This window comes from Cryobacterium lyxosi (assembly GCF_004403345.1).
Classification (GTDB): Bacteria; Actinomycetota; Actinomycetes; order Actinomycetales; family Microbacteriaceae; genus Cryobacterium; species Cryobacterium lyxosi.
On the sequence record NZ_SOGT01000011.1, the window covers coordinates 68,843 to 84,467 of the forward strand.

Sequence of the window (15,625 nt, forward strand, 5' to 3'; positions counted from 1 at the left end):
GGCCGGGCCGATGACCGACGAACCAGGTAGTGCGGCAGCGGAGTCGGTACCCGTACCGCGCTCGACCTATCGACTGCAGATCACCGCAACCTTTGACCTGGATGCCGCCGCGGCAACGGTCGACTACATTCGCGATCTCGGTGCCGACTGGGTCTACCTCTCACCGTTGCTGCAAGCCGAGGCCGGATCGGATCACGGGTATGACGTCGTCGATCATTCCCTCGTCGATCCGGCCAGAGGCGGGGCGGATGCCCTGGACCGGTTCGCGACAGCGGCCCACCTGTCGGGGCGGGGCGTACTCGTGGACATCGTGCCGAACCACATGGGGGTCGCGACGCCGCGGCAGAATTCCTGGTGGTGGGACCTGCTCCAAAATGGCCAACAGTCGCGTTACGCCGAGGCCTTCGACGTGGACTGGGCATTCGGCCACGGGCGAATTCGTATTCCGGTCCTGGGCGACGGGCCTGGCCAGCTCGACCAGTTGAAGATCGTCGACGGCGAACTGCACTATTTCGATAATCACTTTCCGATTGCCGCCGGATCGGCCGACGACGGTGCCAACCCAGCCGGTGTGCACGATCGGCAGAACTATGAGCTGGTGAACTGGCGGCGGGCCGACGACGAATTGAACTACCGTCGATTCTTCGCTGTGAACAGCCTGGCCGGTATTCGTGTCGAAATGCCGTGGGTGTTCGAGGAGTCGCACCGTGAAATCGTGCGTTGGGTGCGTGAAGGTCTCGTGCAGGGACTGCGGGTCGACCACCCAGATGGCCTGGCCGACCCGGCGCGTTATCTCGAGGCGCTGCGTCGTGCCACACACGGCGCTTACGTTCTGGTCGAGAAAATTCTCGAGGGGCCAGAGCAGCTACCCACGAGCTGGGCTACAGCCGGTACCACCGGGTATGACGCCCTCACCGACGTCGATCGGGTTCTGGTTGATCCGGCCGGTCAGGCGGATCTTGACGCCCTGGAGTTGCGGCTGCAGGGGGAGAACGCGGCCGGGTGGGGAAAACTGGTGTATCACAACAAGCGCGCGGTGGCCGATGGCATCCTGCGCTCGGAGGTGCTGCGCATCGCTCGCCTGGTGCCCAGCGACGAGCAGAGTAACGACCACACCGCCGACGCTCTTGCCGAACTTCTGGCCTGGTTCCCGGTTTATCGTTCCTACCTGCCCCTGGGCCGGGACAACCTGCAGGCGGCGGCGAATCGATCGATCGCCCACAGACCCGAATTCGAGGCCGAAATCCACCGGCTGCTGCCGCTGCTGGGCGACCAGGAGCATCCGGCTGCTGTGCGCTTTCAACAAACGTCGGGCATGGTCATGGCCAAGGGTGTCGAAGATCGGGCCTACTATCGATTCAGCCGGCTTACCTCGCTCAATGAGGTCGGCGCTGACCCCGATGAGTTTGCGGTCACGGTAACGGAGTTCCACGATCGGCAGCGAGCGCGCCAGGCCGGGTTCCCGCTGTCGATGACAACCCTGTCAACCCACGATACGAAACGTGGCGAAGACGTGCGGGCGCGCATCTCGGTGCTCGCTGAGATCCCCGCCCGGTGGGGGGCCGTGCTCGAGCAACTGCGGGCGCGCCATCCGATTGGTGACGCGCCGTTCGAGAACCTGCTCTGGCAGGCGATCGTCGGCGCCTGGCCAGCCAGCAGGGAGCGTCTCTTCGCCTACGCACTCAAGGCGGCGCGCGAGGCCGGTACCTCGACCACCTGGACGGAGCAGAACGCTGATTTTGAGGCGAAACTCGATGGGCTCATCACCGCCGTCGTCAGTCCCGGGCCGACCCCCGACCTCATCATCGATCTGGTCTCTGAACTGCAGCAGGCAGGCTGGAGCAATTCGCTCTCGCTCAAACTGTTGCAACTGACCATGCCGGGAGTCCCCGACGTCTATCAGGGCAGTGAGCTGTGGGAGACGTCGCTGGTCGACCCGGACAACCGCCGCCCGGTCGACTATAAGCTGCGCCGCGAACTGCTGACCCGCATCGACGACGGATGGCTCCCTCCCATCGACGAGGGCGCGGCCGCGAAGCTGCTGATCACCTCACGCGCCCTGAGGCTGCGCCGCGACCGGGCAGACTTGTTCACTCGCTACGTTTCGATACCCGCCTTCGGCGCGGCCGCCGGGCACATCGTGGCATTCGATCGCGGGGGAGCGATCGCGCTGGCCACCCGGCTGCCGGTCGGACTGCGCCGCGCCGGAGGCTGGGGCGACACGACCGTTGTGGTGGCCGGCCGCAGCTACATCGACGTGCTCACCCAGGAGAGGTTCGATGGTCCGAGCTTGCGCGTCGCTGACGTTCTCGCACGCTACCCCGCGGCTCTGCTGGTCGCGGATGACGATGACCGAGGTTTCCCGTTCGACCCCACCCTTCACAACAGCACAGGACGACACGCATGAACGATCAGAAATTTGAGGTCTGGGCACCCGACGCGCACGCCGTGCAGGTGCAGCTCGGGCCGCGCAGGCTCGAGCTGACGGCGCGCGATGACGGGTGGTGGGAGCTGCCGGCATCCGTTCCCCCTGCCGGTGCCGGCGGAATCGACTATGGGTTCATTGTCGACGGGAGCGGGCCGTTCGCAGACCCGCGCGCGCGGCGTCAGCCCGGTGGGGTTCACGCCCTGTCGCGCACCTTCGACTTCGCCGAACATATCTGGCAGGACACCGACTGGACCGGTCGCCAACTCGCCGGCGCCATCATCTACGAGCTGCACGTGGGAACCTTCACACCCGAGGGCACGTTCGAAGCGGCAGCGAGCCGGCTCGATCACCTGAAATCGATCGGTGTCGACTTCGTTGAACTGTTGCCGGTGAACGCGTTCAACGGAACGCACAACTGGGGTTACGACGGTGTGCTCTGGTACGCCGTGCACGAGGGCTATGGCGGCCCGGCCGCGTACCAGAGTTTTGTCGACGCCTGCCACCGGCATGGCATCGGCGTGATCCAGGATGTCGTTTACAACCACCTCGGTCCGAGCGGCAACTATCTGCCCCGGTACGGTCCATATCTGAGCGAGGCTGCAGAAAACACCTGGGGTTCCTCGCTCAACCTCGACGGGCCACACTCCGACCCGGTGCGCCGCTATATTCTGGATAATGCCCTGATGTGGCTCGGCGATTACCACGTCGACGGCCTGCGACTCGACGCTGTCCACGCGCTGCGCGACACGAGCGCCACCCACCTGCTCGAGCAGCTCGCCACCGAGGTCGGCGCGCTCAGCGCCGCGATCGGGCGTCCGCTCACCCTGATCGCCGAATCCGACCTCAACGATCCGCGCCTCATCACGCCCCGAGAGGCCAACGGTTACGGCCAGGACGCCCAGTGGAGTGACGACTTCCACCACGCCGTGCACGTGGCCCTCACCGGGGAAACCGCCGGGTATTACGCCGACTTCGAGCCGCTTGATGCCCTCGCCAAGGTGATCACCCACGGATTCTTTCACGACGGCACGTACTCGAGTTTTCGCGAACGCACCCACGGCCGCCGCATCGATCGTGAACGGATGCCCACCTGGCGACTGGTCGTCGCGTCCCAGAATCACGACCAGATCGGCAACCGGGCCATCGGCGACCGTCTCAGCGCCCAGCTGGATGTGGGTCAACTCGCCATTGCGGCGGCGCTGACCCTGCTCGGGCCGTATACGCCGATGCTGTTCATGGGGGAGGAATGGGGCGCGACAACGCCGTGGCAGTTCTTTACGTCGCATCCCGAGCCTGAGCTCGGCACAGCAACGGCCACCGGGCGTATCAACGAGTTCGCCCGGATGGGCTGGGATCCGCAGATCGTTCCCGACCCGCAGGACCCGGCCACGTTCGAGCGTTCCAAACTCAACTGGAGTGAGTCGAGCGAGACCGAGCATGGTCGGCTGCTCGGGTTTTATCGTGACCTCGCGGTGCTTCGCCGTTCGTATCCCGACATCACGGATCCACGGTTCGACCAGATTGCCGTGGAGTTCGATGCCGCCGACGGGTGGTTGCGGCTGCGCCGTGGCGGCACACAAATTTTGATCAACTTCGGTGAGCGGTCGGTACACGTGCCGGCCAGTGGGGGAGAGGTGGTGTTGTCTTTCGCGACCGGTCCCGATGCTGTGCAGGGCCGGCTGCCCGATGCCCTGACGCTGGCTCCGCACTCCGTCGTCGTGTTGGCCTGACCGGTCTGAGCTGGGCTGCGCTGGGCTGCGCTGGGCTGGGCTGGGCTGGGCTGGGCTGCGCTGGCGACGGACCTGGTCTGGCAAGATGGGTCTGCTGACACCGGTTGCAGCAGATTTGATGAGGACCAGGCATGGGATCGTTTTTAGCACCGACGACAGCAGCCGCGCTCGAGCGGCTCCTGGCGCTGCACACGGATGCCGGCAGCTCGCCCCTGGACCGGCTGCGCGCCATCCGCTCGCTGCAGGCCTCCCTCGATCAGGACCCGGCAACGCTCGTCGCGGTGCGCGCTGCGCTCGCCGCCGACACGTCGTGGGAGCAGGTCGCCGATGCCACAGGGCTCAAACCACCGGCGGCCAGATGGCGTTGGGGCGGCACCGACGATGAGATCAGCGCCCGCCTTGAAGCTGGCCGCAAACGCTCCGTGCGGCCGAGCAGTGTACCCACCGACCTCCCCGGTCTGTCGGTCGCCGAGGCGGCAGCTGAACGTGGGGTGAGTGCCCAGGCCATCTACCTGCAGGTGCGTCGCGGCACCCTGGTCAGCCGCACGGTGACCCTGCCAGACGGCCGCAGCTACAAGCGGGTGTTCCCCGCCGGCACGACTGACCCCGATTCCAGCCACGACCGAAGTGGCGACCTCCAGGGAGATGTCGCACAATGACCACCACCCTCACAATTGACCGCCGCGTCGACCGGGTGCACGTTCAGCTCGACCGGCCCGATGTGCGCAATGCCATCGACCAGACCATGATCGACGAGCTGCACGCCGTCTGCGCCGAACTCGAGCAGCAGCCGCGGATCCTCATTATCAGCGGTGCGAATGGTGTTTTTGCCTCGGGCGCTGACATCTCCGAGCTGCGCGAACGTCGTCGCGACGATGCGCTGCGTGGAATCAACTCGGCCCTGTTCTCGCGCATCGCACAGCTGCCGATGCCCGTGATCGCCGCGATCGACGGCTGGGCGCTCGGCGGCGGAGCCGAACTCGCCTACGCGGCCGACTTTCGCATCGCCTCAACGAGTGCCCGGCTCGGCAACCCGGAGACGGCACTCGGCATCCTGCCCGCCGCCGGTGCGCTCTGGCGCCTGGCCGAGCTCGTCGGCGAACCGGTGGCCAAGGAGATCATATTGGCCGGACGCATCCTGAGCGCCTCCGAATGCCTCGCGGTACACCTGGTCACCGAGGTACACGACCCCGATGACCTGCTCGTTGCCGCTCACGCACTGGCCGACCGGATCGCCGCCCAGGACCCGCTGGCGACCAGGCTTGCCAAGGAGGTCTTCCACGCTCCGCGGGCCGCGCATCCGCTCGTCGATAACGTCGCCCAGTCGATCCTGTTCGAGTCCGAGGCAAAATTCACCAGAATGGATGCGTTCCTCGCCCGTCGAAAGCGCTAGCCCTTCCGCGAAAGCGCGTAAAGGGTTGCTTCAGCAGCCATGACGCAAGCCATTACGCGCTTTGGGAAGAAGTTTCCTGAATACCTTGGGGCGGTTCGTGATTGGATGGACTCGGTGCGGTGGTGGACGTACCCGCCCACACTCATCGGGGGACCTCATGACACTGGTGAATGGTGCGGCGCCAACCCGCCCGAGGGATGTCGCTGCAGCCCTGACCCTGTGGCTGCCGGTTCTGGCGGTTATCGTCACCTGGTTGCTCTGGATCGACCGCTTGCCCGACGTGCTGCCCCGGCAGTGGGGGCGCGATGGGGCGCTTGGGTGCTGTTCACCTTTACCGCCTGCGGCTATGGTGCGCTGCCGTTCCTGATCGCCCATAAGTGGGTTGTTCCGGCGGCCGTGGTTGAACCCATCGATGCGACGCCAGAGACGACCGCTGTCGACCTCACCGCCACCTGGACCCAGCTCGTGACAAGTCCGGTCATGGCCGTCATCGGCGGACTCATCGTGCTTGGCGGAATCATCGGTGTGATCGCGGTGTTCGGCGAGGACGGTCAGGCTTCTGCGGTGGGCGCCGGTGTCATGACGATGGTGATTGTCGGGCTGATCCTGGTGATGACTCTCGCCTTTGCCCAGGTTCGGGTGAGAGTGGATCGGCGGGGGCTCCGCGTCGTGTCCCGGCTGCTGGGCATCCGTTTGAAGCGGGTGTCGCTCCACTATGGGAAGGTAGGTCCAGTTTCTCAGCTGAGCCCGGGCCCTGAAGGTCACGGCGGGAGCTAGGGAGCTAGGGAGCTAGGGAGCTATGGCGTCGGGCCGGCCAGGCGGGCCACCTCGTAACCTCCGGCGGAATAGATCGTCGTGAATGCCACCCCGGGGTGCAGCGCTTCGCCCACGACCTGCGCCGACGTCCACTCGGCGGGCAGACCTCCGGCGACAAGGTCGATCACGAGATAGTCCGGCAGGGGGTTCTTGTTGCCGAGCCAGAAGACATCCGTTCGTTCCACGAGATAGTTCATCAGCCCAATATCTGATTCAACCCGGGCGCCGTCGGGCACGACCCGCAGAGCAGCGGTCGCAGCGATGGTGCGATCCGTTGAAATATTGCCCGCCATATCCGTCAGTGTGAACAAGGGCAGCGTCGTGGCGAGCACGAGGGCGGCGACAATCGAAACGGATGCTGCCTGCCGCCCGTATCCGCGCAGCCAACGGCGCCGGCTGCCGCGCGCGAGCGCGATGCCGTCGAGGGCGGCGGCGAACACGATCGGCATGAGCACGGCGCTGTACTGCCAGGTCGGCCCCCAATAGCCCGAATTATCGGACAGGAACCGCCAGGCGAGGGTCGGCAACAGCACGAGCGCGAGCGGTGAACGCACCGCGATAAAGCCGCCGGCCACGAGGAGCAGCGCGAGAGTCACGCCCTTCTGCGGCTGAAACAGTGCCGCCGGGTCACCCATAATTTTGAGTAGGTCGATGCTGCTCGAATATGCCCAGGCCCCATTCGGGTTGAGCAGCGGCAGGATGACCAGGCTGGCCAGGGCGAACCAGCCCACGCCCCAGACCGCCAACCACACTCCGAGCGGATTCCGGCTGCGCACGGCCAGTACGATGCCCAGCGCGGCCACGGTTAGTCCGAGGTCTTCCTTCACGAACACGAGCGGCATCGCCCAGAGCAGGCAGGTTACCCACTTTTGCCCAAGAAAGGCCGTCAGAGACAGCGCCAGCAACGGAACGGCGAAGGCGATCTCGTGGAACTGCGCCTCGACCGCGGCTTGCAGACCAAAGCTGAACGCAAACGCCAACCCGAACAGAGCGCCGGTGAGCGACCCCAGCAGTCGGATGGCGGCGTAAGCCAAGGCTGCCGCGGCGATCCCCAACATCGCATTCTGCACCACCAGCAGGGTGAAAGCGTGCGGAAAGATCGCGAAAATCGGGCCGAGCACCACCAGAAGCGGATGAAAGTGGTCACCGAGCAGGTTGAAACTCTCGCCCTTGATCGTGACAATGGGCGCCTCAAGTGCCGCGTACTGCCGCGCCAGCTGCGTGAAGATTCCGAGGTCCCAGGACGGCGCGGCGAAACTGCGCCACTGCAGGTTCGAGAACACGGTGTACAGCGCGGTCGTCACGATCCCGACGCCCACCGGAAGTACGAACGGTCCGAGCGCCCGCCGCCATTCAGGCAGTCGCCGACCGCCGCCCATTCCCCTCATCCGACCACGCTAACGCACCCCCCGGCTGATCCTGTAGCGGTACGGGACCTATGGCCCTAGATGACCGACGATGCAGGCGGCACACTGAGAGCGTGCCCCAAACAACGGCGCACTCGGAGATCGCATGACACTCACTTGCCCCTTCTGCCATTCCCGGGCCCGGCTCAGCCCGAATCCGGCCCATGCCGAGCGCAATTCTCTTCCCGTCTACATCTTCACGTGTTCCGGATGCGACCACACCAGTGTGCGTGCCACCCTGGTTCGCGGCCAGCTGGCCACCACAAACGCCTCTGGCGCCTGACGGTACCGCAAAAATTACCCTGTTCTTCCCTGCGGAACTACAGGTCGGCCAGCAGACTGACCGGGTTTTCGATGCAGCGAGCCACATAGGTGAGAAACCCGGCCGCGGTTTTGCCGTCGCAGACGCGGTGATCGAACACCATCGACAGTTCAACGACGGTGCGCACCGCGAGTGCGTGGTCGACCACCCACGCTCGCTCGATCATGCGGCCGATGCCGAGGATCGCCGCCTCCGGGTGGTTGATGATCGCCGCCGAACCGTCGACACCGAGCGATCCGAAGTTGTTCAGGGTGAACGTTCCGCCGGTGAGCGCGCTCGGCGGGAACGTGCCGTCTGGCGAGTGCGCCACGAGCTCGGCGAGGGAATCGCGCAACTGCCGTGTAGTCATCGCGTGCGCGTCGTGGATCACCGGAACCATCAGCCCGCGCGAGGTCTGCGCAGCAATGCCGAGGTTCACCGCGCCGTGTTGCAAAATCTCCTGGCTCGCGGTGTCGACCGAGGAGTTGAGCAGCGGAAACTGTCGCAACCCGGCGACCACGAAACGCGCGATGAGCGCCGTCACGCTGAACCGCTCCCCGGTCGCCGTCAGCAACTGATCGCGGGCGGTGAACAATGCCGTTGCGTCGACGTCGAGCCAGATCGTCGCCTCGGGAATCTCCTGCCGCGACGTCGTCAACCGCGCGGAGACGGCCTTGCGCAGGCCGGTGATGGGAATGCGGATGTCGGCACTCACATCGGCCGGTTGGGCGGCGTTGCGGGCAGGCGTCGCACGGGCAGGCGCCGGGCGGGCAGTCAGGTCGCGAATATAGTCGTCGACGTCTGTGCGCAGCACCAGGTTGTTCTGCCCGGTGCCGGCGAGCATGCTCGCGTCGAAGCCGTTGTCGCGGGCGAGTCGACGCACGATCGGCGAGACGACGGGGGAGCGGCGGGCCGGGTGCAGCACGCCGGTCATGACGGATGCGGTCGGCGTAGTCTGCGCCGCGGCCACCGGGAGGGTCGGCGCGGGCAAAGCCGCGACATCCGCTGGAAAAACGTGGGTTTCGCTCGGCGTTCCCGTGCGGCCGAAACGTCCGGCGGGCACCGTGCTGGCCGGCCGGGTACTTTCCGTCGTACCGTAGCCGACCAGTACGGCGCCGGAGCCTTCGGACGGGGTGGCGGCGGTCGCTGCGGCAACCGGAACGTCTGGAACGTCTGGAACGTCTGGAACGTCTGGAACGTCTGGAACGTCCATAGCCGTGGCGGCGTCAGCCACGGTCAGTAACACCTGCCCGGCGTGGATGATCTGCCCTGGCTCACCGAACAGGCTGGCCACGACACCGCCGTATGGTGATGGCAGTTCCACGATCGACTTCGCCGATTCGACCTCGACCACAGCCTGATCGATGACAATCGTGTCGCCGGGAGCGACCAGCCACGCCACGATCTCGGCCTCGGTGAGGCCCTCGCCGAGGTCGGGCAGCAGAAATTCGCGGCCCATCAGGACCACTCCCAGGTCGACAGTGCGGCAAGAATGCGGTCCGGGGTCGGCAAGTAGTACTCCTCGAGTTTGGGTGACGGGTAGGGGATGTCGAAACCGGTGACGCGCAGAATGGGTGCGGCCAGATAGAAGAAATTGCGTTCGGTCAGGCGAGCGGCGACCTCGGCGCCGTAGCCGCCGAACTGGGCGGCTTCGTGCACGATGCAAGCGCGGCCGGTCTTGCGAACGGATGCCCCCACCGTTTCGTCATCGAAAGGTGAGAGCGAACGCAGATCGATGACCTCGATCGAGAGCCCCTCAGCGACAGCCTGCGAGGCCGTGGCGAGTGCGGTCTTCACGGTCGGCCCATAGGCGATGAGTGTGACATCGGTGCCGGCGCGCAGCACGACCGCCCGGTTCAAAGGCTCGGTCTGCACCGGCAAGGCCACGGAAGCCTTGCTCCAGTACCGGCTCTTCGGTTCCATGAAAATAACCGGGTCATCGCTTGCTATGGCGCCCCGCAGCATGGAATAGGCGTCGGCCGGGTTCGACGGGCTCACCACGGTGAGTCCGGGCGTAGCCGTCCAGTAGGCCTCGGAAGAATCGGAGTGGTGTTCGACCCCGCCGATGTCGCCGGCGTAGGGAATGCGGATGACGATTGGCAGCTGGATTTTGCCGCGCGTTCGATTGCGCATCTTGGCCACGTGCGACACGATCTGTTGAAACGCCGGGTAGCTGAACGCGTCGAACTGCATCTCCACGACGGGGCGCAGGCCGTACATGGCCATGCCGATCGCGGTTCCGACGATGCCGGCTTCGGCCAGTGGGGAATCGCTCACGCGGGTTTCGCCGAATTCGGCGTAGAGCCCGTCGGTGACTCGAAAGACGCCGCCAAGCGGGCCGACGTCTTCGCCGAACAGAACGACCGTCGGATCATCGACCATGGCATCGTGAATGGCGGCGTTGAGCGCGGCGGCCATGGTGAGGTTCTCTGGCACGCGCACCGCAGTGCCGGTCTGCAGGGGCTGCTGTGAGCTCATCGGGTGCTCTTATCACGAGCAACAACGGATGCCACAGCGTCGCCATCGAGTTCGGCCGCCAGAAAGGCGCGTTGCTCCGCCAGGGCGGTGCGCGGGGTGGAGTAGACGTGCTCGAACAGTTCCAGCGGGTCGACGACCGCCTGCTCGGTCATGCAGTCCCGGGTTGTGGTGGCGAGCTCCTCGGCGGCCGCCAGAATCGAAGCACGCACCTCATCGGTCAGGGCGCCCTGCGCGACGAGGTATTTTTCCAGACGTTCGATCGGGTCTCGGTGGCGCCACAGGTCGACGTCGGCCGCCTTTCGGTAGCGCGTGGGGTCATCCGAATTGGTGTGTGCTTCGATGCGGTAGGTGAGGCCCTCGATCAGGGTTGGGCCACCGCCGGTGCGAGCGCGGTCCATGGCCGCCGAGATGACGGCGTACATGGCCGCAACGTCGTTGCCGTCGACGTAATAGCCGGGCATGCCGTAGCCGATCGCCTTGTCGGCGATGGTGCGGCAGGCCATCTGCTTATCGAGGGGCACGCTGATGGCGAACTGGTTGTTCTGCACGACGAAGACGACGGGAGCCTGCCAGACGGCCGCGAAATTGAACGCCTCGTGGGCGTCACCCTCGCTCGTGGCGCCGTCACCGAGCAGTGTCAGCGCCACGGTGTTGTGGCGTTTGAGCTTCGCTGCGGTGGCCAGACCGACGGCGTGGAGCGCCTGAGTGGCCAGCGGGGTGGCTTGCGGGGCGATGCGGTGCGTGTGATAGTCGTAGCCGCTGTGCCAATCACCGCGGAATGAGGCGAGGATGTCTTTCGGCTCGACGCCCCGGGTGAGCAGCGCGATGCTGTCGCGGTAGGTCGGAAACAGCCAGTCCTGCGGGTCGAGCGCGGCGACCGCGGCGATCTCACAGGCTTCCTGGCCGAGCGCGGAAGGGTACGTGGCAAGGCGACCCTGCCGGGTGAGGGCGGTGACCTGTGCGTCGAAACGGCGGGCGATGACCATCTGCCGGTACAGACTGAGCAGGGTGTCCACGACCGGCAGGGTAAAGCCGCCGCTCTCGTTTTGCGGGACCATACGGCCGAGGTCGTCGATCAAACGCAGGGGTGGGGCCGGTAGCACGGTGGTCATGATCGGGTTCTCGACATTGAGGCTCATGAGGCAATGGTGCGCCTTTGCGCCAGTCCGCACCCAGCTTTTTTGCAGTTGTGAACGATTGGCCGTGCACATGCCAGTCAGCGACCAAACGGCATTACTGAAGTGTGTTTCAGTGCCAAGCGTCCGGAGTAGTTCCGGGCGCGTGACCGACGATCTCGTCGAGGATTAGGTGCGACCGGGTCGAGATCACCCCGGGCATGCTGTGGATGTCGCGAAGAATGGCCTGGCTGAGCTGTTCGTGGTCGGGAGCGCTCACGGTCAGAATAATGTCGATGTCCCCGCTCACTGCCTGCGCCTTCTCGACGAAAGGGAGTTCGGCCAGCTGCGCGGCGATATCACCCCAGGCCACGTCAGCGATCTTCACGATGACGAGAGCCGACACATTGAGGCCGAGGGCCTTACGGTTGGTCTGGGCGCCGAAACCGGTGATCACACTATGGCTGATGAGCTTCTGCACCCGGGTGTGTGCGGCGGTGCGGGAGATGTGCACCTGCAGGGCCAGCTGGCGAATGGAGAGTCTGGAGTCCCGGCTGAGCTCGGCGATGATCTGGCGATCAACGCCGTCGAGTCCGGGGTGGGGTGTCTTCGGCTGCGTCATTGGACCCTCATGCTACCGGCGTCGATGCGGGCGGCACCGACGCGCGCACCGACGCGCGCAGCGTCGATGCGCGCAGCCCGGACTTGCGCAGCAGGCGCAGGTAGTGATTCTTCGGCCAATGTCGTATTAGGCGCGGCAGCCGCGGATAAACCAGGCGGATGCCGCCCAGCACCAGGTCAAAGCATCGCTGGTGCCGCGTCGACCAGGGCAGGTCGAAGAGCACCCGAACGTTCGGAGGCAGCAGGCCGGCGGTCAGCAGGCGGGCCACGGGCAAGGCGGCGCGATACCAGAGCGGTGCGGTGCGCGAGTGCAACAGTTCGTGCGCGACGGCGCGGGTAGCGGCATCCGTTGTCAACAGGGCGAGCTGCTCGTTCCAATACAGGCGAAACGCCGCGCGGTCCGTCGGCCACAGCTCTGGCGGCACCTGCAGCGACGTGCCGAGGCGAGAGTATTCGCGGTAGACCTCATCGGCCGCCTGGTCGTCAAGCGCACCGAAGAGCAGGCCGTGCAGGTGAGTGGCCGATTCGTACAGCGTCGCGGCGACCCAGAGCTGCAGCTCGGGGGTGAAGGCGTTGTACCCGGGTGTCGTGCCGGTTGAATGCACGGGACCGTGTGCGTGGTTGACCCGCGCCGCCATGGTGGCGGCCAGCTCCGCATCGCCGAACACGATGGCGTAGACGTAGCTGAGCGTGCCGTTCAGCCGATCGAGGGGACGATCGGCGAAATGACTGTGATCGGCGACGCCGTGGCCGATGGCCGGATTGGCCAGCTGCAGCAGGATGGCGCGGCCTCCGGCGGCAATCAGGATGCCCTCACCAGCGACCCCCATCAGACTCGGCGCTATCCTGCGGGAACGACCTATGCGCACAGCTACCTCCCGATAAACACGCAGAACCCCGTGACACGCTGAGTTTATTCGGTCGGCCTGCATGCGCGCTTCGTCCTCATACCCAATGAGGGGAAGATAAATTCTTACCTTCCCGGGAATACGACCGAGTTCTATGCACTTGCATGTATCCGAGGGCGACAATTCCTGGGCCCACACACTGGAGGAGAATTTTTATGAGCGAGAGCACCGCAACGAGCATCCCCGGCTTCAAGGCCGGAACCTGGACCATCGACAAGACGCACAGCTCGGTGAGCTTCAGCATTCGCCACATTGTCATCAGCAAAGTCAGGGGCACCTTCGAAGACTTCGACGCCACCTTCGTGACCGGTGAAAATCCGCTCGAGACGAGCGTCACCGCCTCGGCCAAGGTCGTCTCCATCAACACCAACGAGCCCAGCCGCGACGGTCACCTGCGCACCGGGGACTTCTTCGACGCCGAGACGTACCCGACCATCGACTTCGTGTCGACCGGTATGCGCGAAGTCAAGGGTGACTATCTCGTCGACGGCAACATCACCATCAAGGGCGTCACCAAGCCGACCACCTTCGAGCTCGAGTTCGGCGGCTTCGGCGGAGACCCCTACGGAAACTACAAGTTCGGTGCCACAGCCAAGACCGAGGTCAACCGCGAAGACTTCGGCCTCACCTACAACGCTGCCCTCGAAACCGGCGGCATGCTGCTGGGCGACAAGGTCACCATCACGCTCGAACTGCAGGCTGCGCTCAACGCGTAACCGGTAAGTCGTCGGTCAGGGCCCCACTTCGGTGGGGCCCTGTGTCGTTTAGGAGCCACGACTCCTGGGTGAGACAGAAACGAATGCCATTCGCTAAGTTGCGCGATGGCCGCGAACTGCGCCCCGCTGCGCTTGCCGAGGCTCAGACCGGGCGGGTGTCCTTGCCATCAAGCCACAACTCGACAGTCTCGTCGCGGTGTACGCCATCTGTGCCAACATGTTTTTCGTTGATCGTGGCACCATTCTTGATGACATAGACCAGGGCCATGGCGTGGCCGCGACCCAGTCCGTAGTCGGCCTTGAGCCAATCGACGATGACGCCGGCCTTCGTGGTTGGTTCGTCGAGACCGCGTTCGTGCGCGAGGGCGACCAGCGCGCGCGGCGTGAACCCCGTCTTCTCTTCGATCGCGGTGAGATAAGCCTGAAATGACATGGGGTCTCCTGACGTCGGGCGCACTCGTCAGTATGCGGGAGCCGGTACTGCGGGGCTAGGGTGAAATGATGCCCGTGCATTAATCCCGGTGCGTCGCGTGTATACGAGCAGGCGACACGAGAATTAGATTGCCGGTCCAGTTATTAGAACAATGGTCTAATCAAACGAGGAGATTCCCGTGTTCACCCTGAACGACCTGAAGATTCCGATTCTCGCGGCGCCCATGGCCGGCGGCGCCTCAACGCCCAACCTCGTGGTCGCCGTGAGCGACGCTGGCAGTCTCGGCTTTCTGGCGGGCGGCTACAAAACCCCGCAGGCCCTGGCCGAGCAGATCATCGAGGTGCAGCAGCGCACCGAGAATGCGTTCGGCGTCAACCTGTTCGTCCCGCAGCCGCCCCTGACCGACCGGGCCGCTGTTCTGGCCTATCGTGACGCACTGGCAGACGAGTACACAACCGCGTTTTCCGAGATCGTCGCCGAGGACGACGATTATTTCGTCGAGAAGGTGGCCGTGGTCATCGATCAGAAGGTTCCGGTGGTCTCTTTCACCTTCGGACTGCCTCCCGCAGATGTGGTGACACGGATGCACGCGGCCGGGTCGTACCTGATCGCCACGGTCACCTCGGTCCCGGAAGCCCTGCAAGCGGTGGAGCGTGGAGTGGACGCCCTCTGCGTGCAGGGGCCGGAGGCCGGCGGACACCGGGCGACCTTCCAGACGCAAGACGAACCGGGCACCCTCGCATTGGGCGCGCTAATGATGGCGATTCGTGCGGAGGCGACACTGCCCCTGATCGCGGCGGGCGGCATCCACTCGGGGGAGCAGATCGCCGGGTTGCTTGAGGCCGTCGCCGAGGCTGTTCAGGTCGGCACGGCCGTTCTGCGCACCGACGAATCGGGCGCGACCCAGGCCCACAAAGACGCGCTGGTCGAGTCGCGATTCACGGAGACAGTGATCACCCGCGCTTTCTCGGGCCGTCCGGCGCGCGCCCTGCTGAACGCTTTCATCGTCAACCACGGCGCTGATGCACCGAGCGAGTACCCCCAGGTGCATCACGTCACCAAGGGTCTTCGAGCGGATGCTGCCCGCCGGGGTGACGCCGACGGGCTCGCCCTCTGGGCCGGCACCGGGTATCGCGCTGCGACCGCGGGTTCTGTCCAGTCTGTTCTTGAGGCCCTCTGGCTCGAGGCGACGGCGGCGACCGCTCGCCGTTAGCCGGGCGCCAGCTCAGCGGATGAGTTGTGGCGGAACGGGGCTGACCCTCCGCTTCGGGGTCGTGAGC

At 65.3% G+C, this 15,625-nt stretch carries 15 protein-coding genes; 8 read left to right on the plus strand and 7 right to left on the minus strand.

Features of this window, described 5'->3' with window-relative positions:
* Window positions 1-10 precede the first annotated feature (10 nt).
* The 5 genes from treY (at window position 11) to E3T27_RS08390 (ending at window position 6,328) form a co-directional block, all read left to right on the plus strand.
* A complete protein-coding gene (gene treY / locus E3T27_RS08370; protein WP_134572238.1) occupies window positions 11-2,407 on the plus strand; it encodes a malto-oligosyltrehalose synthase in 2,397 nt (798 codons plus the stop codon).
* The gene (gene treZ / locus E3T27_RS08375; RefSeq protein ID WP_134572239.1) at window positions 2,404-4,158 is read left to right on the plus strand and encodes a malto-oligosyltrehalose trehalohydrolase; all 1,755 of its coding nucleotides are present in this window, start codon (window positions 2,404-2,406) and stop codon (window positions 4,156-4,158) included. The genes treY and treZ overlap by 4 nt, the downstream gene beginning before the upstream one ends.
* 131 nt (window positions 4,159-4,289) lie before the next feature.
* Window positions 4,290-4,817, plus strand: coding sequence for a hypothetical protein (locus E3T27_RS08380; protein WP_134572240.1), 528 nt, complete (start codon window positions 4,290-4,292; stop codon window positions 4,815-4,817).
* Window positions 4,814-5,551, plus strand: a complete 738-nt coding sequence (locus tag E3T27_RS08385) for an enoyl-CoA hydratase/isomerase family protein (protein ID WP_104197864.1) — start codon at window positions 4,814-4,816, stop codon at window positions 5,549-5,551. Before E3T27_RS08380 ends, E3T27_RS08385 begins: the two co-directional genes overlap by 4 nt.
* 318 nt (window positions 5,552-5,869) lie before the next feature.
* Window positions 5,870-6,328 carry a hypothetical protein gene (locus E3T27_RS08390; RefSeq protein ID WP_134572241.1) on the plus strand — a complete coding sequence of 153 codons (459 nt, stop codon included), beginning with the start codon at window positions 5,870-5,872 and terminating at the stop codon, window positions 6,326-6,328.
* 20 nt (window positions 6,329-6,348) lie between these two features.
* Here the strand turns inward: E3T27_RS08390 and E3T27_RS08395 are convergent, their stop codons facing one another.
* Window positions 6,349-7,755: a DUF2079 domain-containing protein gene (locus E3T27_RS08395; protein ID WP_134572242.1), complete on the minus strand. Its 1,407-nt coding sequence runs from the start codon at window positions 7,753-7,755 to the stop codon at window positions 6,349-6,351.
* Between the two features lie 124 nt (window positions 7,756-7,879).
* Here E3T27_RS08395 and E3T27_RS16530 point away from each other — a divergent pair, with 124 nt between their 5' ends.
* Window positions 7,880-8,056, plus strand: a complete 177-nt coding sequence (locus tag E3T27_RS16530; RefSeq protein ID WP_158251887.1) for a hypothetical protein — start codon at window positions 7,880-7,882, stop codon at window positions 8,054-8,056.
* 37 nt (window positions 8,057-8,093) lie between these two features.
* On the opposite strand, the gene E3T27_RS08400 is transcribed toward E3T27_RS16530, so the two are convergent.
* The 5 genes from E3T27_RS08400 to E3T27_RS08420 form a co-directional block, all read right to left on the minus strand.
* Window positions 8,094-9,533, minus strand: a complete 1,440-nt coding sequence (locus E3T27_RS08400) for a dihydrolipoamide acetyltransferase family protein (RefSeq protein WP_134572243.1) — start codon at window positions 9,531-9,533, stop codon at window positions 8,094-8,096.
* On the minus strand, window positions 9,533-10,552 hold the full coding sequence (locus E3T27_RS08405; protein WP_174722198.1) for an alpha-ketoacid dehydrogenase subunit beta: 1,020 nt from the start codon (window positions 10,550-10,552) through the stop codon (window positions 9,533-9,535). The genes E3T27_RS08400 and E3T27_RS08405 overlap by 1 nt, the downstream gene beginning before the upstream one ends.
* Window positions 10,549-11,691 carry a pyruvate dehydrogenase (acetyl-transferring) E1 component subunit alpha gene (gene pdhA, locus E3T27_RS08410; protein WP_198416512.1) on the minus strand — a complete coding sequence of 381 codons (1,143 nt, stop codon included), beginning with the start codon at window positions 11,689-11,691 and terminating at the stop codon, window positions 10,549-10,551. Before pdhA ends, E3T27_RS08405 begins: the two co-directional genes overlap by 4 nt.
* 109 nt (window positions 11,692-11,800) lie before the next feature.
* Window positions 11,801-12,289 (minus strand): Lrp/AsnC family transcriptional regulator, encoded by a 489-nt coding sequence (locus tag E3T27_RS08415; RefSeq protein WP_104197868.1) that lies wholly within the window; start codon window positions 12,287-12,289, stop codon window positions 11,801-11,803.
* Window positions 12,290-12,296: 7 nt separating this feature from the next.
* On the minus strand, window positions 12,297-13,118 hold the full coding sequence (locus E3T27_RS08420) for an oxygenase MpaB family protein (RefSeq protein ID WP_134572244.1): 822 nt from the start codon (window positions 13,116-13,118) through the stop codon (window positions 12,297-12,299).
* Between the two features lie 233 nt (window positions 13,119-13,351).
* Between E3T27_RS08420 and E3T27_RS08425 the strand changes: the two genes are divergently transcribed.
* Window positions 13,352-13,912 carry a YceI family protein gene (locus E3T27_RS08425; RefSeq protein ID WP_134572245.1) on the plus strand — a complete coding sequence of 187 codons (561 nt, stop codon included), beginning with the start codon at window positions 13,352-13,354 and terminating at the stop codon, window positions 13,910-13,912.
* A 142-nt stretch (window positions 13,913-14,054) separates the two neighbouring features.
* Here E3T27_RS08425 and E3T27_RS08430 read toward each other — a convergent pair whose 3' ends face one another.
* A complete protein-coding gene (locus E3T27_RS08430) occupies window positions 14,055-14,345 on the minus strand; it encodes a DUF4287 domain-containing protein (RefSeq protein WP_104197871.1) in 291 nt (96 codons plus the stop codon).
* Window positions 14,346-14,523: 178 nt separating this feature from the next.
* On the opposite strand from E3T27_RS08430, the gene E3T27_RS08435 reads away from it, so the two are divergent.
* Window positions 14,524-15,558 carry an NAD(P)H-dependent flavin oxidoreductase gene (locus E3T27_RS08435; RefSeq protein WP_134572246.1) on the plus strand — a complete coding sequence of 345 codons (1,035 nt, stop codon included), beginning with the start codon at window positions 14,524-14,526 and terminating at the stop codon, window positions 15,556-15,558.
* Window positions 15,559-15,625: the final 67 nt, after the last annotated feature.